The 19,021-nt window shown below is 65.7% G+C and carries 15 protein-coding genes; 10 read left to right on the plus strand and 5 right to left on the minus strand.

What is annotated here, in order from left to right; translation table 11 throughout:
• Positions 1-176 precede the first annotated feature (176 nt).
• Entirely contained in the window at positions 177-653 is a 477-nt protein-coding gene (locus QW881_RS07845; protein ID WP_315738615.1) for an HXXEE domain-containing protein, read from the plus strand.
• A gap of 23 nt (positions 654-676) precedes the next feature.
• Here QW881_RS07845 and QW881_RS07850 read toward each other — a convergent pair whose 3' ends face one another.
• On the minus strand, positions 677-949 hold the full coding sequence (locus QW881_RS07850; protein WP_315718054.1) for a hypothetical protein: 273 nt from the start codon (positions 947-949) through the stop codon (positions 677-679).
• Positions 950-1,083: 134 nt separating this feature from the next.
• Here QW881_RS07850 and QW881_RS07855 point away from each other — a divergent pair, with 134 nt between their 5' ends.
• The 5 genes from QW881_RS07855 to QW881_RS07875 all read left to right on the plus strand — a co-directional run bounded on the left by QW881_RS07855 (position 1,084) and on the right by QW881_RS07875 (position 5,869).
• Entirely contained in the window at positions 1,084-1,461 is a 378-nt protein-coding gene (locus QW881_RS07855; RefSeq protein WP_315738614.1) for a hypothetical protein, read from the plus strand.
• 78 nt (positions 1,462-1,539) lie between these two features.
• The gene (locus QW881_RS07860; protein WP_315738613.1) at positions 1,540-2,379 is read left to right on the plus strand and encodes an AraC family transcriptional regulator; all 840 of its coding nucleotides are present in this window, start codon (positions 1,540-1,542) and stop codon (positions 2,377-2,379) included.
• 159 nt (positions 2,380-2,538) lie between these two features.
• The gene (locus QW881_RS07865) at positions 2,539-3,465 is read left to right on the plus strand and encodes an SMP-30/gluconolactonase/LRE family protein (RefSeq protein ID WP_315755299.1); all 927 of its coding nucleotides are present in this window, start codon (positions 2,539-2,541) and stop codon (positions 3,463-3,465) included.
• Positions 3,466-3,577: 112 nt separating this feature from the next.
• On the plus strand, positions 3,578-4,171 hold the full coding sequence (locus QW881_RS07870) for a GNAT family protein (protein WP_315755300.1): 594 nt from the start codon (positions 3,578-3,580) through the stop codon (positions 4,169-4,171).
• Between the two features lie 63 nt (positions 4,172-4,234).
• Positions 4,235-5,869: a GMC family oxidoreductase gene (locus QW881_RS07875; RefSeq protein ID WP_315755301.1), complete on the plus strand. Its 1,635-nt coding sequence runs from the start codon at positions 4,235-4,237 to the stop codon at positions 5,867-5,869.
• A 153-nt stretch (positions 5,870-6,022) separates the two neighbouring features.
• Here the strand turns inward: QW881_RS07875 and QW881_RS07880 are convergent, their stop codons facing one another.
• A complete protein-coding gene (locus QW881_RS07880; RefSeq protein ID WP_315755302.1) occupies positions 6,023-7,168 on the minus strand; it encodes an ABC transporter substrate-binding protein in 1,146 nt (381 codons plus the stop codon).
• A 176-nt stretch (positions 7,169-7,344) separates the two neighbouring features.
• Between QW881_RS07880 and QW881_RS07885 the strand changes: the two genes are divergently transcribed.
• On the plus strand, positions 7,345-8,136 hold the full coding sequence (locus QW881_RS07885; protein ID WP_315755303.1) for a helix-turn-helix transcriptional regulator: 792 nt from the start codon (positions 7,345-7,347) through the stop codon (positions 8,134-8,136).
• Positions 8,137-8,226: 90 nt separating this feature from the next.
• Positions 8,227-9,405, plus strand: coding sequence for a cytochrome P450 (locus tag QW881_RS07890; RefSeq protein WP_315755304.1), 1,179 nt, complete (start codon positions 8,227-8,229; stop codon positions 9,403-9,405).
• Between the two features lie 45 nt (positions 9,406-9,450).
• Here the strand turns inward: QW881_RS07890 and QW881_RS07895 are convergent, their stop codons facing one another.
• Positions 9,451-11,130: a PAS domain-containing methyl-accepting chemotaxis protein gene (locus QW881_RS07895; RefSeq protein WP_315755305.1), complete on the minus strand. Its 1,680-nt coding sequence runs from the start codon at positions 11,128-11,130 to the stop codon at positions 9,451-9,453.
• A gap of 327 nt (positions 11,131-11,457) precedes the next feature.
• On the opposite strand from QW881_RS07895, the gene QW881_RS07900 reads away from it, so the two are divergent.
• Positions 11,458-12,573 carry a PAS domain S-box protein gene (locus QW881_RS07900; protein ID WP_315755306.1) on the plus strand — a complete coding sequence of 372 codons (1,116 nt, stop codon included), beginning with the start codon at positions 11,458-11,460 and terminating at the stop codon, positions 12,571-12,573.
• A gap of 719 nt (positions 12,574-13,292) precedes the next feature.
• Here the strand turns inward: QW881_RS07900 and QW881_RS07905 are convergent.
• The gene (locus QW881_RS07905; RefSeq protein ID WP_315755307.1) at positions 13,293-14,885 is read right to left on the minus strand and encodes an ATP-binding protein; all 1,593 of its coding nucleotides are present in this window, start codon (positions 14,883-14,885) and stop codon (positions 13,293-13,295) included.
• Between the two features lie 277 nt (positions 14,886-15,162).
• Between QW881_RS07905 and QW881_RS07910 the strand changes: the two genes are divergently transcribed.
• Positions 15,163-17,292: a phosphocholine-specific phospholipase C gene (locus QW881_RS07910; RefSeq protein WP_315755308.1), complete on the plus strand. Its 2,130-nt coding sequence runs from the start codon at positions 15,163-15,165 to the stop codon at positions 17,290-17,292.
• A gap of 45 nt (positions 17,293-17,337) precedes the next feature.
• On the opposite strand, the gene QW881_RS07915 is transcribed toward QW881_RS07910, so the two are convergent.
• Positions 17,338-18,849 carry an ATP-binding protein gene (locus QW881_RS07915; RefSeq protein WP_315755309.1) on the minus strand — a complete coding sequence of 504 codons (1,512 nt, stop codon included), beginning with the start codon at positions 18,847-18,849 and terminating at the stop codon, positions 17,338-17,340.
• Positions 18,850-19,021 lie beyond the last annotated feature (172 nt).

The following is a 19,021-nucleotide window of genomic DNA, read 5'->3' on the forward strand; positions in this document are numbered from 1 at the left end:
GCATCCGATTCGGACGCGATTCGTTCCAGCAGCGTTCCAAGGATTAAGACTGCAAGGCAGCGCCGTCGCATTTTGAAACACGGCACGCGCGCTGCCTGTCTCGCGCCTTGGTGCTCTACATTGCCCCTTGCGACCGATCCGGCGCCGGTCCATCACCCGCGAGGGGAGCATCGATCATGACCTTGACCACATTGGCTTGGCTCGCGCTCGCGGCCTATGGCGCGCATATTCTCGAGGAATACACGTTCGATTGGCGCAATTGGGCGCGTGCGGTGATGAAGCTGCCGGTCGAGTGGAGCGACTTCTACGTGACGAACGCGCTGGTGGTCGTGCTCGGCGCGGTGCAGGCAGAGCTTGCCGAGACATGGCCGCCGGCCGCGCTCGCCTACGCAGCGCTGATGATCATCAACGCCATCTTCTTCCACATTCTGCCGTTCCTGCGCAGTGGAGGCAGATTCTCGCCGGGGCTGGCGACGGCGCTGATTCTGTTCTTTCCGATCGCAATTGCGATGTGGCGGCGGGCGTGGGGTGACGGTGTGCTCGACGTTGGAACGGCTGTCCTTGCGGTCGTCACCGGCGCGCTGCTGATGGCTTATCCGGTCGTGATGCTCAATCTGCGTTCAAAACCGTATTTTCGGCAAGACCGGCCCTGAGTAGAACTCAGGGCCCGGTGTGATCAATAAGACGAAGCGCGATCGGCAACGAAGCTCGGCTGCGGACGGCGTCCATTGCGCTCATCAAATCGCGCGCGCGGGAAGCGCCAGCCGATGACAGTGGCTTCGAGCGCGCCGCCGGATTCCTTGTTGTGCCATTTGCCATCAATGTAGAAACAGGGGAACGGAAGTTGATAGGTGCCGCTGTGATCTTCGCACAGCACCTCGACCGTCTGCCCCGGCGGCGGCTCACCGCTGCCGTCGAATTGCGCCAGCCGTTTTTCGCGCGTAGCCATTCTGTCCATCTCCCTAAAAACGGGTCCCGGCCGGAACTTCAATGCGCGATTGAGGTCTCAGTATGGTATCAATCAGGAAACTCCGTCAGTTCCACGCAAAATCATGTGTTGGGCAAGCCAATGAGAAAATTGTGATGCGAAAATTCGTTGCCGCGCGAATCATCTTTGCCGCGAGCGTGCTCGCGATATGTGTGAGTTCTGCCGGACATGCGCAGGATATTCCGGGCATCGAAATCTGCACTGCAGAAAAGGCGATGGATCGACGGACATCATGTCTGCAGAGCAATATCGATTTCCTGCAGAAGACGATGACCAAGCAATCGCTCGATCAACAGCAGAAGCTCGATGCGGCGAATCGCCAGATCCAGGCGCTGAAGGCCGCGCTGATCTCGCAGCAGGGCCTGATCGACGAGCTGAAGGCGTCCCAGGCGAAGCTCGCGGACGAGCTGAGGAAGAAGGCCGATGCGCCGGCTGCCAAGGACGCGGCGCCAGCGAAGCCGACCAGCAAATAGCACGGTCCGCAGCGCAATAACGATCAAGCGCACGTGGATCTCCGCGCGCAGGATCGGGCGCTTCGATAGGAGAGAGGGGTGTCCACCAACCCGGCCCAGAAGGCGCTCTGGTTCATCGAGAGCCATCTGTCGGCGCCGTTGACGTTGGATGACGTGGCGGCCATCGCCGGCGTGTCGCGCTTCCACATCGTGCGCGCGTTCGCGGCGGCGACCGGCGTCTCGGTGATGCGCTATGTCAGGCTGCGCCGTCTCAGCGAGGCGGCACGGGCTCTGGCCTCTGGCGCACCCGACATTCTCAGTCTCGCGCTTGAGGCTGACTACGGCTCCCACGAAGCGTTCACGCGCGCGTTCCGCGACCAGTTCGGCGTCACGCCGGAATCGGTGCGCGCCAACCCATGCCTCGATGGCCTGCCGCTTCAGGAGCCGATCATGATGGACCAGACCCCGCTCGACGATCTCGCCGCCCCGCGCTTCGTGACGGCCAAGCCCCTGCTCGTGGCGGGCGTCTCCGAACGCTTCAGCCACGACAATGGGGCCGGTATTCCGGCGCTGTGGCAGCGCTTCCACCAGGTGGTGCACGAGATCCCGGCTCGCATCGGAGATGTCGCCTACGGTGTCTGCTGCAACGGCGACGATGCCGGAAATTTCGACTACGTGGCAGGAGTCGCGGTGACCGACTTCTCCGACCTGCCGCGCAGCTTCGCCAAGGTTCGGATTCCCGCCGCGACCTTTGCCGTGTTCGCCCATCCGGGCCACGTCTCGACCATCCGCCGCACCGTCAACACGATCTGGAATCACTGGCTGCCGCAATCGGGCTGCACGGTCGCCGACGCACCGAGCTTCGAACGCTACGATCAGCGCTTCGATCCGAGGACCGGTGATGGCGGGTTCGAGATCTGGGTTCCGGTGATTCGCTGACCCCCGCCGGAGGCGTCCCGGATTTGTGTCGAGACGCTGCAGGCCAGCCCTGCGGCGCCGGACCCCGCCGATTGCTTGGCAAGCAGCGGCACGTTTGCGATAACCTCACGCCTAACAACAATGCGCCGCAGCGCGGCGACGAAAGCGGGAGGTCGTCCGATGTCCGACATGCGCGTGCTCGCCACCGATCTGGAATTTCCGGAAGGGCCCGTGGTGATGCCCGACGGCTCGGTAGTGCTGGTCGAGATCCGCGGCAAGCGCCTGACGCGGGTGTTTCCCGACGGCCGCAAGGAGGTCGTGGCGCAGATTCCGGGCGGGCCGAACGGCGCGGCCCTCGGGCCCGACGGCAAGATCTACATCTGCAACAATGGCGGCTTCTCCTGGATTCCGACCGGCAAGATGATCATGCCGGGCCCGCAGCCCGAGGACTATCTCGGCGGCTCGATCCAGCGCGTCGATCTGCAGAGCGGCAAGATCGAGACCGTGGTCAGCCGCTGCGGCGAGCATGCGCTGCGCGGGCCGAATGACCTCGTATTCGACCGCCATGGCGGCCTGTGGTTCTCCGATCTCGGCAAGCGCCGCGCTCGCGACATGGATGTCGGCGCGTTCTACTACCTCAAGCCCGGCATGAGCGAGATCGTCGAGGCCGTCCACGGCATCCTGCCGGCCAATGGCATCGGGCTGTCGCCGGATGAGAAGACCGTCTACATCGCGGAGACGCCGACTGCGCGTCTCTGGGCCTACGATCTCGCCGAGCCCGGCACGGTGAAGCCGCGCGAGGTGATCTATCGCGGCGAGCGCGGCCGGCCGATCGCGGGCCTCGGCGGCTACCAGATGTTCGATTCGCTCACGGTCGAGGCGAACGGCAATGTCTGCGTCGCCACGCTGGTGACCGGCTGCATCAGCGTGATCGCGCCCGACGGCACGCTGGTCGAGCAGGTGCCGACCGGTGACCGCGTGACGACCAACATTGCCTTCGGCGGTCCCGAGCTGAAGACGGCCTACATCACGCTGTCGGGCAGGGGTGAGCTGGTGGCGATGGACTGGCCGCGGCCGGGCCTGCCGCTGAATTTTCTGAACAAGTGACGCTCCACGTGATAGTTCCGTCATCGCGAGCGTCAGCGAAGCCATCCACGGCGGCATGTGCGGCCCTGGATTGCTTCGTCGCTTGCGATCCTCGCAATGGCGGACACTGCTGATGCCCTTTCTCGAACCAGTCACCCTCCGCGGCGCGCACGCCAGCCTCGTGCCGCTGTCATCAGACCATCACGACGCGCTGGTCGCGGCGGTCAGCGACGGCGAATTGTGGAAGCTGTGGTACACCGCAGTTCCGAAACCCGAGACCATGGCCAAGGAGATCGAGCGCCGGCTCGGCCTGCTCGCGGCCGGCAGCATGCAGCCGTTCACGGTGCTCGACCCCGACGGCCGCGTCGCCGGCATGACCACCTACATGAACGTCGATGCCGCCAACCGCCGGGTGGAGATCGGCTCGACCTGGTATGCGAAGCGGGTGCAGCGCAGCGCGCTCAACACCCAGTGCAAGCGGCTGCTGCTGGCGCACGCCTTCGAGGCGATGAACTGCATCGCGGTCGAGTTCCGAACGCATTTCTTCAACCACCAGAGCCGGCGCGCCATCGAGCGGCTCGGCGCCAAGCAGGACGGCATTTTGCGCAGCCACCAGATCGCGCCGAACGGCACGCTGCGGGATACCGTCGTCTACAGCATCACCGCGGCCGAATGGCCGACCGTGAAGGCGCATCTCGACTACCAATTGAATGACAAGCCGCGCTGATCGCGCTATGGCCGCTTGCCGCCTGGCGCGGCGGACGATGACGAGACCGGGACGAACGACCAGATGGATACCTTCGACTATGTGATCGTGGGCGCCGGCTCTGCCGGCTGCGTGCTGGCGAGCCGCCTCAGCGAGGACCCCCAGGTCACGGTGTGCGTGCTGGAGGCGGGGCCACGCGACTGGCACCCCTACATCCATCTGCCGGCCGGCTTCATCAAGACCTTCTACATGAAGAGCATCAACTGGGGCTATCAGCAGGAGCCGGGACCCTACACCGCTGGGCGCAGCATCTACGCGCCGCGCGGCAAGACGCTCGGCGGCTCCTCCTCGATCAATGGCCATGTCTACAATCGCGGCCAGCGCCAGGATTTCGATACCTGGGCGCAGATGGGCAATCGCGGCTGGAGCTATTCCGACGTGCTGCCGCACTTCAAGCGCATGGAGAAGCGCATCGGCGCCGGCGAGGATCGGTATCGCGGCCGCGACGGCAGCCTCATCGTGACCACCATGGAGTGGAAGGACACGCTGTGCGAGGCCTTCATGGATGGCGCGGTCTCGCTCGGCATCCCGCGCAACCCGGACTACAACGGCGCGATCCAGGAGGGCGTGTCCTACGTTCAGCGCACCATCCAGAACGGCCGCCGCGTGTCGTCGGCGACCGCGTTCCTGCGTCCGGCCAGCAAGCGGCCGAACGTCGAGGTGCGCACCCACGCCCATGCCACCGGCGTTGTGCTGGAAGGCAAACGCGCGGTCGGCGTGCGCTATCACCGCGGCGGGCGCGGCGGCGTGCCGGTCGAGGTGCGCGCGCGCAAGGAGGTGATCCTGTCCGGCGGCGCCTATAACTCGCCGCAGCTGCTGCAGCTGTCCGGCATCGGCGCGCCCGAGCTGCTGCAGGAGCACGGCATCGAGGTGCGTCATGCACTGCGAAGCGTCGGCGAGGGCCTGCAGGACCACTACGCGCCGCGCACGGTGGCGCGCGTCAAGAACATCAAGACCGTCAACGAGCTCGCGCGCGGCCTCAATCTGTGGGGCGAGGCGCTGAAATGGGCGGTGACGCGGCGCGGCATCCTGTCGCTGTCGCCGACCATGGTCTACTGCTTCTGGCATTCCGGCGAGACCGCCGAAAGCTCCGATCTGCAGCTCACCTTCACGCCGGCGAGCTACAAGGAGGGCGTGCAGGGCCAGCTCGAGGACGAGCCCGGCATGACGGTCGCGTCGTGGCAGCAGCGCCCGGAGAGCCGCGGCTATGTGCGGCTGCGCTCGGCCGATCCATTCGCGCCGCCGCTGATCCAGACCAACTATCTCACCGCCGATCTCGATCGCCGCGTCGTCGTCGCCGGCATGAAGCTGGCGCGGCGGCTGCTCGCCTCCGCGCCGCTCGCGCCGTACTACGCGTACGAGGATTTCCCGGGTCCGAAAGTCCAGAGCGACGACGAGCTCCTGGCCGCGGCGACGCAGCGCGCCACCACCACGTTCCACCCCGGCTGCTCCTGCCGCATGGGCCCGGCGGACTCGACCTGGGCCACGGTCGATGACCAACTCCGCGTCCATGGCCTCGACGGCTTGCGCGTCGCCGACGCCTCGATCATGCCGCGCATGATCTCCGCCAACCTCAACGCCGCGACCCTGATGATCGGCGACAAGGCCGCGGACCTGATCCTGGGCAAGGCGCCGGTGGCGGAGAGCCTGTCGGCGTAGAGCAGGGGACGTCCACATCCAGGGCTTTTGGGAGTCGAGCTTCCGCCGCGGTGACGGTGAGCTCCCCTCCGCGCAAGGGGGGGGAGTGCACTGCCCGTGCGGCAGACAGCTCGTTCCTGATCTACGTTCAGCTGACGCGCGCCATGAACCCACCTACTTCGCCAGCCTGAACCGCCCGCCCTCGACCTTGATCAGGAACGCCGAGCGCTCGTCGTAGCCGTTGTGGTCGGTCGGGCTCATGTTGGAGAGGCCGTTGTTGAGATAGACGTCCTTGCCGCGCTCCAGCTCGTCGCGCAGCGCGGCGCGAAACTCTGCGGTGCCCGGCTTGGCCGCCTTCAACGCGCCGGGGATGGCGCGCTTGAGCAGCGTGGCGGTGTCCCACAGATGTGCGGCGAAGATGTTCGGCTTGTCGCCATTGGCGGCCTGATAGGCTGACACGAATTCGTCATTGGCACGGCGGAACGGATCCTCAGCGGCGAGATCGTCGGCGATCGAAAAGGCCTCGCCGGCGAACACCGCACCCTCGACATTCTCCTTGCCGAGCTTGATGAACTCCTGCGTCGCGACGCCGTGGGTCTGGAAGATCCTCCCCGCATAGCCGCGCTCGCGCAGCGCCTGTTGCGGCAGCACGGCCGGCGTGCCGGCCGAGGCGATGAACACCGCGTCCGGATTGGTGGCGATCACCTTGAGCGCCTGGCCGGTGACGCTGGTGTCGCCGCGGGCATAGACCTCGTGGGTGGTCACCTTGAGCCCGAGCTTCGGCGCCAGCTTCGTCACCTCCTGATAGTAGCCTTCGCCATAGCCGTCGGACACGCCGATGAAGCCGAGTGTCTTCACCCCGCTCTTGGCGATGTATTTGAGCATCGCCGCGGCCATGATGTCGTCATTGGGCACGACCTTGAACGCCCATTTGCGCTTGTCGTCCATCGGCTGCACGATCGCGGTCGAGGCCGCCAGCGACAGCAGCGGCGTCCTGCTTTCGAGCGCGACGTCGAGCATCGGCATGGTGACCGGCGTTAGCGACGAGCCGATGATGACGTCGACACCATCCTGGATCACCAGCCGGCGCGCGTTCTGCAATCCCTTCACGCTGTCGGATTCGTCGTCGAGCGCGATATAGACGATCTTCTCGCCGCCGATCTCCTTCGGCAGCGCAGCTACCGCCTTGATCTGCGGCTGCCCGAGCGCCGAGCCGGGCCCGGTTGCGGACACCACGATACCGACCTTGATGTCGGCGCGCGCGGGCGAGCCGAAAGCCATCGTTGCAGCAATTCCGATCGCCGTGAGCGCGGCTCTCATCGTGGTTCCTCCCCGTTGAGCGTGCTCGGCGCGTTGACTGGCCGAGACTTTGGCCGACGAGCGTAGCCGGACTAGCGGCCCCGTGTCTGTCCCCGTGGTTGGTGACGCGGGGCGGCGCTTCCAGCCGAGGCGGGTTGCTGCTAGGCTTCGGCAAATAAGAGATCCGGGAGGAACGCATGGAGGCTCAGGGGCCTGGTATCGACGCGGCCGGCGCCGTCGGCGCGATGGTGCTCGCGATCGGACAGCCCGAGTTTCCGCAAGTCCTGATCGAGACGCTGCGCACCGTTGCCGATGTCGGCCACTGCATGGTGTTCACCTTCGAGAACCAGCGCTCGGCGCGCTGCCTGCTCAGCACGGGGAACATCGCGATCGGGCCTGATCTCGGCGCGGCCTATTCGGAGCATTTCCATACTGCCGATCCGAACCGGGACACGATCTTCCGCAGGCGCGCGGACGCGCGCCACATCCTGCTGCCGAACTTCGCGCGCCGCATGTACCCGAAGGGCTACCGCAAGCTGTTCTTCGAAGATTCCGAGATCGTCGACAAGGCCGCCACCGCGATCTGGGTCGGCGAGCACTGCACCTACGTGAACTTCTATCGCACCGCTGTGCAAGGCGGTTTTGCGCCCCACGAGCGCCAGCGCATCGCCGCGGTCGCCCCGATCGTGGGGGCCATCGTCGCGCGTCATTGCCAGGATCGCGCCGCCACGATGGACCCGGCCGACAAATTTGCTTCGTTGTTTGCCGCTGGCGGACCGCTGTCGGTGCTGACCGCGCGGGAGAAGGACGTCTGCCGTCGCATCCTCGAAGGCTTCACCTCCGAGGCGATCGCCGGGGATCTTGGCATCGCCCTCAACTCCGTCTTCACCTATCGCAAGCGCGCCTATGAAAGGCTCGGCATTGCCTCGCAGAACGAGCTGTTTGCGATCGCCCTCCGCCTGATGGCGACACCGCGGCCGCTGAACTGAGCGAGGAGGGCTCGCCTGCTGTCACCCATCGCCGGGACAGACGTTGCCGGAGCGTGCAGCTAGCCTGCGCCGTCAGACCGGAGACCGAGAGTGAGCACAGCACCGCGCTTCGATATCGATACCGCCACCTTCTGGGCCGATCCCTATCCGGCGCTGGCGCGCATGCGCCAGGAGGCGCCGATCGCCTTCGTGCCGCAGCTCGGCAGCACGCTGTTGTGCCGTCGCGACGACATCTTCGTCTCCGAGAAGCAGATCGACGTCTTCAGCTCACATCAGCCGCAGGGCCTGATGAACCGGCTGATGGGCCACAACATGATGCGCAAGGACGGCGCGGCGCATATGGCCGAGCGCCAGGCGATCGCGCCGGCGGTGTCGCCGCGCGCGGTGCGCGTGCACTGGCTGGCGCAGTTCCAGGCCCACGCCGACCGGCTGCTCGGTGCGCTCGATCCCACCGCCGACGTGGACCTCGTCCGCGACTTCGCATTGCCGTTCTCGGCCGAGTGCCTGAAGCTGATCACCGGCCTCACCAACATGCGCTTTCAGGACATGAATGCGTGGTCGCAGGCGATGATCGACGGCATCGCCAACTACACCGCCGATCCCGCCGTCGAGGCGCGTTGCAACGCCGCGACTGCCGGCATCGACGCCGCTATCGACGACATGCTGCCGGTGCTGGAGAAGACCCCGAACCAGAGCCTGCTTGGCGTGATGCTCGCCACGCAAATGCCGATGGAGAGCATCCGCGCCAACATCAAGCTCGTCATCTCGGGGGGCCAGAACGAGCCGCGCGATGCGATCGCCGGCACGGTGTGGGCACTGCTGACGCATCCCGAGCAGCTCGCGCTGGCCCTCAATGGCGAGGTGCGCTGGCTGCAGGTATTCGAGGAATATGCCCGCTGGATCTCGCCGATCGGCATGTCGCCCCGGCGCATCGCCAAGCCCTGGACGATTCGCGATGTCGCCTTCGAACCGGAGGAGCGCGTGTTCCTGATGTTCGGCTCGGCCAACCGCGACGAGATGCATTTTTCCGAGCCGGATCGCTTCGACATCCGCCGCGACGTCTCCAAGAGCATCGCCTTCGGCGCCGGTCCGCATTTCTGCGCCGGCGCCTGGGCCTCCCGCGCGATGATCGCCGACATCGCGCTGCCGACGCTGTTCGCGCGGCTCGAGAACCTGCGCCTGCGTGACACCGAGCCGGTGCGCATCGGCGGCTGGGCGTTTCGCGGGCTGCTCAATCTGCCGGTGACCTGGGACGCGACGCAGGATTGATCCTCGCCGCGGCCCTAGCAGGGGAGCGCCGTGCTCAGGCTGCCTCTACGCCCGGCCTGCTGCGATCGCCTGCGCCTCTGCGGCTGCGCGCTGCATGCTGGACGACATCTCGCCGGTGACCGTGCTCTGCTCCTCGACGGCGGCGGCGGTCGAGGTGACGTATTCGCTGACGTTCTGGATCTCGACCTTGATCGCGTTCAGCGCATTCACGACCTCGCTGGATATCCCGTTCAGTCCGGCGATCTCCGCGCCGATCTTGTCGGTGGCGGCCTTGGCCTGCGTTGCGAGATTCTTGACCTCCGACGCGACCACTGCAAAGCCGCGGCCGGCATCGCCGGCGCGCGCCGATTCGATCGTGGCATTGAGTGCCAGCAGGTTGATCTGCCCGGTGATGTTGCCGATCAGTTCGACGATGCCGCTCATTGCCTGTGTCGCCTCGCTCAGGCGCTTGGCCTGCGAATCGGCGGAGGCGACCCGGTCAGCCGCCCCCATTGCGGTCTCGCGCGACTTCGTCATGGCCTCGGAAATCTCGCGCACCGAGGCGTTCAACTCCTCGGCACCCGCGGCGACGGACTCCATCATGCCGCGGACGCGCTCATTGCCCATCCGCACCAGCACCTGCCTGGTGACGTCGGTGGCGTATTTCACGACCTTGAACGGCTTGCCGTTGAGGTCGAGGATTGGATTGTAGGAGGCCTGAATCCAGACCTCGCGACCGCCTTTGCCGATCCGCTTGTATTCTGCGGTCTGATATTCTCCGCGGTTCAGGGCGGCCCAGAAGTTGCTATATGCCGTACTGTCACGCTCCGACGGATCGACGAACATCGAATGATGGCGGCCCTTGATCTCGGACAGCGTATAGCCGAGTGCTTGCAGGAAATTGTCGTTGGCGTTGATGATGGTGCCGTCCAGTTCGAACTCGATCACGGCTTGCGATTTGCTGATGGCGGCGATCTGTCCGGCGAGATCGGAATTCCGAAGCTTCTGGGCGGTCACGTCGGTGGCGAACTTGACGACCTTGAAGGGCCTTCCGCTCTGATCGAACACCGGATTATAGGACGCCTGGATCCATACCTCCTTGCCGCCCTTTCCGATCCGCTTGTATTCCGCAGCCTGGTATTCGCCGCGGTTCAGGGCCGCCCAGAACTCGCGATAGGCGGCACCGTTGCGCTCCTCCGGCGGAACGAACATGCTGTGATGTTTGCCCTGGATCTCCGGCAGGCTGTAGCCCAGCGCATTCAGAAAGTTGTCGTTGGCGGTGACGATGGTGCCGTCCAGGTCGAATTCGATCACGGCCTGTGATCGGCCGATTGCCGCGACCTGAGCGCTGTAGTCGAGGTTCTGCAGCCTCACGCTGGCGTCGGACCACTCGACGACCGTTCCGGCACGGGTTCCGTCCGGGTGTTTCAAGGGCTGTGCGACCAGATCGAACGTCCACTTGCCGATCTTGATGGTGGCCCGGTGCTCGGAGGCGAGGGCCTGCAGCATGCGGCGCTGGTGCGTCGGGTCCTTGTGGAACACGTCGATGTTGGTGCCGATGAGTCCGTCGACGCGGAAGTTCGGCAACTGCGTCTTGAGATCGGCCTCCGCCTCACGCATCAGCGCCCTTACCGCCTCGTTCATGTAGACGATGTTGAGCTTGTCGTCAGCGACCATCACCTTCGCGGTGATCGCGTTTACGGCCAGGGAGGCCAGGGATGCAGCGTTGTTCTTGCGGCCAAACATGATGGTCTCCTGTGCAAACGATCACGTCAGCGATGTCCAGATGCTCGAGATCACGCGTTAGCTGCTGTGATCAGGAGACAGCGCCGACTGCGATCATTCCTGAATTCGATGATCCCCGTAAAATCCCGGAGCTTCATTCAATCTAACAGGTCGTCAGTAAGATTCGGTTAGGCAGCAATCTGCAGCGATTGTTCTGATTGTGCAGGAATGGCCTCGTGACTTCTGCCGGGGGTGCTCAAGTGTCGCAGCGTCGGGATTGCCTTGGATCAAAATCGAGATGATCCTCACCGCTAGGCTCAATGGAAATTGGATGCTATCGGCTTCGACATGCCAGGGAAGGACATTGCCGAAATCATCGCGGTGCCGAGGGTGTTTCTCGACAGCCTCGGCATCGGCATCTCGATCGTCGACAGTGCGACGGGACATATCCGGTTTGCGAACGCCGAATGCTGCCGGATCGTCGGATACACGCTGGAGCAGCTCAAGACCGGTGGGCTGACCTTTGTCGATCTGACGCATCCCGAGGACCGGGAGCGCAATCGGCTGCAGCACGAAAAGCTGCTCGCAGGCGAGGTCGCGACTTATCAGCTCGACAAGCGCTACCTCCGACAGGACGGAAGCGTCGTGTGGGGACGCGTGACCGTCAATCCGATCAGGGACGGCAGGGGCCGCCTGAAGTGGTTCTGCGCCGTGGTCGAGGACATCACGGCGACCAGGATCCTGGAAGAGCAGCTTGCAGCCGCGGAGAAGCTCGCTGGGCTGTCGACGTTCAACCTGATCGTCGAGGCAGACGATTCCAAGGGAGATTTTCCGCCGGCGTCGCCATCGTCGCTGCGCGACATGTTGTGCCACGTGCATCCGGAGGATCGGAACGGGCTCGAGCAGGCCATCCGTCGTGCCATCATGAAGCGAACCGGCTACACGCGCGACTACCGGGTGCTTGGTAAAGCTGGTGCGGTACGCTGGGTCCGTGGCATGGCGACCTCCGTCTACAGCCCGTCCGACGGGCGAACCCATCTCGTCGGCGCGACGATCGACGTCACCACGGATCATCTCGATCGCGACAGCCAGATGCCGGAGTCCATTCGCAGGATCCTGCAGCACATTGAGACGAACTGGGATCAGAAGATCTCGATCGAGCAGCTCGCGGCTCGCTACGGCGTCAGCCCTCGCACGGTCTACCAGTACTTCGCGAAGAGCGGCGTTTCCTTGGCCGAGAAGATCAAGCTGACACGAATCCAACATGCGCACCGCATGCTGTACGATGCGAAAGCAGGTGACACGGTGACGTCGATCGCCCTGCGATGCGGCTTCAGCAATCCCGGGCATTTCGCCAGGGAGTATCGAAAGATCTATGGCGAGACGCCGTCGGAAAGTCTGAGGCAGGCGTCATTGCCGCCGGCCGCGCGGGGTGAAGCCGCCGTTGCTCCGTCCGTCCGCTAATCGTCAGTCGATCTTCACGGCCTCACGTCTGGACGGAGCACCGGCCAGATGTGCCCGACGGGCAATCTCCGCATGCTTTGTATGCGCGAAATGCCCGTCGAGTTAGTTTGCCGCAGCCGCGCGGGCTTGCGTCGTCGGGCAAATCGGGCCGATGGTCTTGCCCAACCCGCCTCGTGCAGAGGGACGTACGCGTCGTCACGATACGTGGAGGTAGGGGGCGATGGACGTGATGGCTGCGCCGGACGAGCGCAGTCGGCGCGTACGGAGAAGTCGTGTGGTCCTGGCCTCTCGACGCTGAGGTCAAGTCCGCGGTCGTTGCTTGATGGCACGCGCGGACGATGGGGGCAAGACAGCCGATCCCCAGGGAGATCACGTATAATTCGTAGAGCCATCGCGCAGGGAAGGCCGGGATGTCTCGGCCGAACCTGTGGTTCCTGCCCCGTGCATTCTTTCCGCACGGGGCCATGGGGGCGGCGAGCTCCCGGCCTTCCCTGCACCCTCTCGTTGTTCGGGAGGGACGTGACTGCCGCATCACTCGGGCCTCATCAGCTGCGAGAGCGTGTACTCATGAGCAGAATGGGCGGATGTGAGATCAGCATGAGCCTCTACAAGCTCCGCCGTCACGCCCGGCTTCGCGGGTGATGACAGACATGGCGAGGATGGGCTGTTGGAAACGTCGATCAGATGTCGGATCGCGACCGCAACGACCGATGTCAGCCTCACGCCTCCAGCGCAGTGCGGATCATGCGCGCAAGATCGGCGCTGACGTAGGGTTTGGCGAGCAGCAGCACGTCGGCATCGAGCCGCCCATGATGCACGATCGCGTTCTCCGTGTAGCCCGATGTGTAGAGCACCTTCAGCCCGGGACGGCGCTTCTCGGCCTCGATCGCGAGCTGGCGGCCGTTCATGCCGCCTGGAATGATGACGTCGGTGAACAGCAGGTCGATGCGTTCCGGATTGTCGATCAGCGCCAGGCCCTCGGCGGCGTTGCTCGCGGCGAGCGTGCGATAGCCGAGCCGGCGCACCTGCGCGACCACGTAGTCGCGCACCAGCGCATCGTCCTCGACGATCAGGATGGTCTCGCCGCCGCGCGCCACCGCCGGACGGGACGTGTCGGCGGCAGGCAGCTCCGGCGCGCCTGCGGCGCGCGGCAGATAGAGCTTCACCGTGGTGCCGTGGCCTTCCTCGCTGTAGATCTTGACGTGGCCGTTCGATTGCTTGACGAAGCCATAGACCATGCTGAGGCCGAGACCCGAGCCCTTGCCGACGTCCTTGGTGGTGAAGAACGGCTCGAACACCTTGTCGAGCAGCGGGGCGGGAATGCCTTGGCCGGTGTCGCTGACCGCGATCATGACGTAGCTTCCGGGCTTGGCGTCGCGGTTCAGTTGCGCGTAGTGCTCGTCGAGCGTGACGTTCTTGGTCTCCAAGGTCAGCTTGCCGCCGTCCGGCATCGCGTCGCGCGCGTTGAGCGCGAGGTTGAGGATCGCCGTCGACAATTGACTCGGATCGATCAGCGCCGGCGCGCTGTCATGGGCCAGCATCGATTCGATCTCGATCTGCTCGCCGAGCGTCGGGCGCAGCAGACGGCCGGCTTCGACGATGAGCGCATTGATGTCGGTGGCGCGGGGCTGCAGCGGCTGGCGGCGCGAGAAGGCAAGCAGGTGCCGGGTCAGATCGGCGCCGCGCTCGGCGGCGGCGCTGATCATGCCGGCGATGCCGGCGAGCTGGGGCTTGTCCTTGACCGCATCGGCGAGGATCTCGATCGTCCCGGTGATGACGGTCAGGATGTTGTTGAAGTCGTGCGCGACGCCGCCGGTGAGCTGGCCGATCGCCTCCATCTTCTGCGCCTGACGGACCTGGGCCTCGTTGGCCTCGATCTCCTGGAATCGCCGCACCATCGCCTCCGCTGCGCGGCGCTGCCGGATCTCCTCCTCGAGCTGCGCATAGGCCTTCTGCAAGGTGATGCGCGTCGGCAGCACCAGAAGCTGCGGCAGCATCTTGATCATGACGACGATGATTCCGATCGAGGTGACGCCAAGAAAGATGTTGATGAGGCCTGTGATGGTCGAGGTCGGCACCCAGAGATCGACGATCGCGAGCAGGCGGGTGACGCCGACGACGGCCACGAAGGTCGCAAGCGCCCCGACGATGCCGCGGAACATCACGTCGCGCCAACGCCGCCGCAGAAACGTGCCGACCACGAAGGCGATGGTGAAGAAGGCGCTGGCGACCAGTCCGTTGGACACGACCTGCAGCCATATCCATACCGGCGCTCCCTGCAGGCCCGCCGCTTGCACCGTCAACGTCGGCATATGCAAATCATCCTCAAGAACGCAACGCGCCAAACCCGGGGGCGGCCCGGCCTGTCGTCGTCTCAACCCGAACGGATCATTCAGCTTTTCGCCTCTGGCGCAAGGGCAATGGCGGCTTCGACGCGGATCGCGGCAGGGCGCCTTCGCGCCGCCGCGAATGCCGCACCGCCGCGCGGCGTCAAAAGCCTGCCACACATCCTTTACCGGCCGGTCACGCGGCTGTTAACGCGCCGACCTAAGTCGCTCGACACCGTCATCACCATGGGGAATGAACGAGATGTCGAACACGATCGCGCACAACCGGCGCGAGTTCCTGCGGCTGCTCGGAGCGTCGGCTGCGACCGCGGCCCTCGGCCAGAGCATCGAGCGCGCGCATGCCATTCCGGCGTTCAACCGCCACGGCAGCATCGAGGACGTCAAGCACATCGTTGTGCTGATGCAGGAGAACCGCGCCTTCGATCATTACTTCGGGGCGATGCGCGGCGTGCGCGGCTTCAACGATCCGCGCGCCGTGAAGCTGCCGAACGGCAACCCGGTGTGGCAGCAGCCGAGCGGCACGGGATCGGTGATGCCGTTCCGCGTCGACAATGCCGGCCAGGTCTATGTCGAGGACGTGGCGCATGGCTGGAACGACGGCCAGAAGGCCTGGAACAACGGCAATTACGACAAGTGGATCGCCAACAAGGGCACCACGACGATGACCTGCTTGAACCGGCAGGATCTGCCCTGGCACTATGCGCTCGCCGACGCCTTCACGGTGTGCGATTCCTATTTCTGCTCGGTGATGGGGCCGACCGATCCGAACCGCTACTACTTGTGGACCGGCTGGGACGGCAACGACGGCAAGGGCGGCGGCCCGGTCATCACCAATGCGGAAGCCGGCTACGACTGGACCACGTTCCCGGAGCGGCTGGAGAAGGCCGGCATCTCCTGGAAGGTCTACCAGGACATCGGTCTCGGCCTGACGGCGGAAGGCTTCTGGGGCTGGACCCAGAATCCGTGGATCGGCAATTACGGCGACAACTCGCTGCTGTATTTCCACCAGTATCAGAACTCGCAGCCGGGCAGCCCGCTGTACGAGAAGGCGCTGCGCGGCAGCAACATCGCCAAGGGCGGCACGTTCGAGAACCTGTTCGACGGGCTGCGCAACGACGTGCGCAACGGCACGCTGCCGCAGGTGTCATGGATCGCAGCTCCCGAAGCGTTCAGCGAGCATCCGAACTGGCTGCCGGGGCCGGGCGCCTGGTACATCTCCAAGGTGCTCGACATCCTGACGTCGAATCCGGAACTGTGGAGCAAGACCGCGCTGCTCATCAACTACGACGAAGGCGGCGGCTTCTTCGACCATGTCGTCGGTCCGTATCCGGCGATGTCGCAGGCCTGGGGACAGTCGACCGTCGATGTCAGCACGGACCTCTTCGCCGGCGATGGCAGCCACGTTGCCGGTCCCTACGGCCTCGGCGTCCGCGTGCCGATGCTGGTGGTGTCGCCGTGGTCGCGCGGGGGTTTCGTGTGCTCGGAAGTGTTCGACCACACCTCGGTGATCCGCTTCATCGAGCGCCGCTTCCATCACAAGGCGCCTGATTTGTTTGAGAGCAACATCCCGGCCTGGCGGCGCGCGGTGTGCGGCGATCTCACCTCGGCGTTCAACTTCACCTCGCCCAACGAAGGCATGGCACCGCTGCCGAGCACGGCCGGCTTCAAGCCGCCGGTCGCGGACATCACCTCCGGTACGCGTTTCGACGACTACCACCCGGTGCCGCCGGCCAAGCAGGTGTTGCCGCTGCAGGAACCAGGCATCCGCCCGGCGCGCGCGCTGCCCTACGATCTCCGCGTCGACGGCGATGCCGACGCCGCGCACAGGACGTTTGCGATCCGCTTCGTCAATCCGGGGCAGGCGGGCGTCTGCTTCCACGTCCGCTCCGGCAACACCGCGGCCGGACCGTGGAGCTACACCGTCGAGGCAGGCAAGTCGCTGCGGGGCGCATGGGACCTCGCGGCCAGCGCCGGCCAGTACGATCTGTCGGTGTACGGGCCGAACGGCTTCTTCCGCCACTTCAAGGGCGGCGTCGCCACCACCGCGGCGCTGGTCGATGTCGATACCGTCCATCTCTGCGATTGGGACGACGGCGACGACACGCGCAGCCTCGCGATCGCGCTCACCAACAAGGGGGCGAGCTGCGTCGTGACGCTGGCCGACAACTACACCGGACGCAGCGAGCGGCACCGCCTGCAGCGCGGACAGCGGCTCGAGACGCGGGTTCGCCTGCAGCAGACCCATGGCTGGTACGATCTGACGGTCACGACTGATACCGATGCCAACTTCAGCTGGCAGCTCGCGGGTCATGTCGAGAACGGACGGCCCAGCATCAGCGACCCGGCGATGGGCAGGATCGCCGCGACCTGATCGCGAACGATATCGGGGTGCGCCCGGAGCGATCCGGGCGCACCCTCAAGATGATGGGGTGACGAGACTTTGCTCGGCGTCGTCGGCATTGGGATCACCCGGCGCGGTGGCCCAGGCGAGTTCGACCAAAGTGACGATGCGGCGGCCGGCGCCATCGAGCTGACAGACGATGAGGCCCTGGTCCTCGATATAGGTCAGCAGGCGCTGCGCCCGGCGCAACGAGTGCGAGCCATAGGCGCGGGCGATCGCGGCATCGCTCGGGCAGGGGCGGCCGTCCTTGGCGGCGCGGGCGATCATCATGAACACGCCTTGCATGTCCTCTGGGAGCAGCGAGGCGCGCAGCGTGACGTCCCGCCAGCCGGCGTCGTCGGCCGTCTCGTCGCCGCCGAGCCCCGCGCGGGCGCGCGTCAGCATGCGGCGGAACTCGTTGAGGTCGGGCACCGCCGTGCCCAGCCCCTCGATGCGGCAGCGGACGACGAACTCCTGATAGAGCACGCCGACGGCGCGGAAGCCGGCGTCGGGCTCGGCCAGCACGGCGCGCAGCACGCGCTCGACGCGGGCGCGGCGCTCGGCGAGCTCCTCCTCGCTGACGGCGGGCGCCGGCGGTTCGGGGCGCAGCTCGAGCGCGGCGGACTTCGCCGCCATCAACTGGTCGAGCAGCTCGGGCTGCGGCTTGCGCTGCGGCCTCGCGTTCGTCTCGGGCGGCGGTGCGGCGAGAATCACCGCGCGGGCGTCCTCGAGCGAGGCCTCCGGCAGCGGCATCAGCCGCGGCGTCGCGTTGCGCGGCTTGGTGTCGGTCGGGCCGATGCGCAGGCCCAGCGGCCTGCGCGACAGCGCAGGGCCCAGCGCCATGAACTGGCCGCGCTCGAGGTCGCGGAACGCCTCGGCCTGGCGCCGCTCCATGCCGAGCAGGTCGGCGGCGCGGGCCATGTCGATGTCGAGGAAGGTGCGGCCCATGAGGAAGTTCGAGGCCTCGGCCGCGACGTTCTTGGCGAGCTTCGCCAGTCGTTGCGTCGCGATCACGCCCGCCAAGCCGCGCTTGCGGCCGCGGCACATCAGGTTGGTCATCGCGCCGAGCGAAGCCTTGCGGGCCTCGTCGGAGACTTCGCCCGCGACCGCCGGTGCGAACAGCTGGGCCTCGTCGACCACGACGAGCATCGGGTACCAGTGGTCGCGGGAGATCTCGAACAGGCCGTTGAGAAAGGCGGCCGCGCGCCGCATCTGATTCTCGGCATCGAGGCCTTCGAGGTTGAGGACCGTCGAGACGCGATGCATCCGCGCCCGTTCGCCGGCGACCTGCAGCGCGCGCTCGGTGTGATCCTCGGCCGCGATCACGAGATGGCCGAATCGCTCGGCGAGCGTGACGAAGTCGCCCTCCGGATCGATGATCGTCTGCTGCACCCAGGGCGCGCTCTGCTCCAGCAGGCGGCGCAAGAGATGCGACTTGCCGGAGCCGGAATTGCCCTGCACCAGGAGCCGGGTCGCCAGGAGTTCCTCGAGGTCGAGAGCTGCAGGCGATCCCGCCGCCGTCTGCCCCATCTCGATCGCAACCGTCATGTGCCCCGACTCAACCCCGCCTCACGCAGAGGCTGGCGCTTAACAAGCGCAGGCGCGCACGTCGAGCGTTTGCGGTGGACTGTCCCAAAATGCGGGATCGGCTGTGGATGGACAGATGGAACCCGCCACGCCGCCGAGTTCCCCGTCGATGCGCTTGTCGCTCGTTCGGGCC

The sequence above is a fragment of the Bradyrhizobium sp. SZCCHNS3016 genome, from assembly GCF_032484535.1.
In the GTDB taxonomy this organism is placed as follows: domain Bacteria; phylum Pseudomonadota; class Alphaproteobacteria; order Rhizobiales; family Xanthobacteraceae; genus Bradyrhizobium.

What these genes read in the sequence shown, in the direction of transcription:
- QW881_RS07845 (WP_315738615.1), top strand. Translation starts at nt 177, where the DNA reads ATGACCTTGACCACATTGGCTTGGCTCGCGCTCGCGGCCTATGGCGCG.
- QW881_RS07850 (WP_315718054.1), bottom strand. Translation starts at nt 949, where the DNA reads ATGGCTACGCGCGAAAAACGGCTGGCGCAATTCGACGGCAGCGGTGAG.
- QW881_RS07855 (WP_315738614.1), top strand. Translation starts at nt 1,084, where the DNA reads ATGCGAAAATTCGTTGCCGCGCGAATCATCTTTGCCGCGAGCGTGCTC.
- QW881_RS07865 (WP_315755299.1), top strand. Translation starts at nt 2,539, where the DNA reads ATGTCCGACATGCGCGTGCTCGCCACCGATCTGGAATTTCCGGAAGGG.
- QW881_RS07870 (WP_315755300.1), top strand. Translation starts at nt 3,578, where the DNA reads ATGCCCTTTCTCGAACCAGTCACCCTCCGCGGCGCGCACGCCAGCCTC.
- QW881_RS07875 (WP_315755301.1), top strand. Translation starts at nt 4,235, where the DNA reads ATGGATACCTTCGACTATGTGATCGTGGGCGCCGGCTCTGCCGGCTGC.
- QW881_RS07880 (WP_315755302.1), bottom strand. Translation starts at nt 7,168, where the DNA reads ATGAGAGCCGCGCTCACGGCGATCGGAATTGCTGCAACGATGGCTTTC.
- QW881_RS07885 (WP_315755303.1), top strand. Translation starts at nt 7,345, where the DNA reads ATGGAGGCTCAGGGGCCTGGTATCGACGCGGCCGGCGCCGTCGGCGCG.
- QW881_RS07895 (WP_315755305.1), bottom strand. Translation starts at nt 11,130, where the DNA reads ATGTTTGGCCGCAAGAACAACGCTGCATCCCTGGCCTCCCTGGCCGTA.
- QW881_RS07900 (WP_315755306.1), top strand. Translation starts at nt 11,458, where the DNA reads ATGCCAGGGAAGGACATTGCCGAAATCATCGCGGTGCCGAGGGTGTTT.
- QW881_RS07905 (WP_315755307.1), bottom strand. Translation starts at nt 14,885, where the DNA reads ATGCCGACGTTGACGGTGCAAGCGGCGGGCCTGCAGGGAGCGCCGGTA.
- QW881_RS07910 (WP_315755308.1), top strand. Translation starts at nt 15,163, where the DNA reads ATGTCGAACACGATCGCGCACAACCGGCGCGAGTTCCTGCGGCTGCTC.
- QW881_RS07915 (WP_315755309.1), bottom strand. Translation starts at nt 18,849, where the DNA reads ATGACGGTTGCGATCGAGATGGGGCAGACGGCGGCGGGATCGCCTGCA.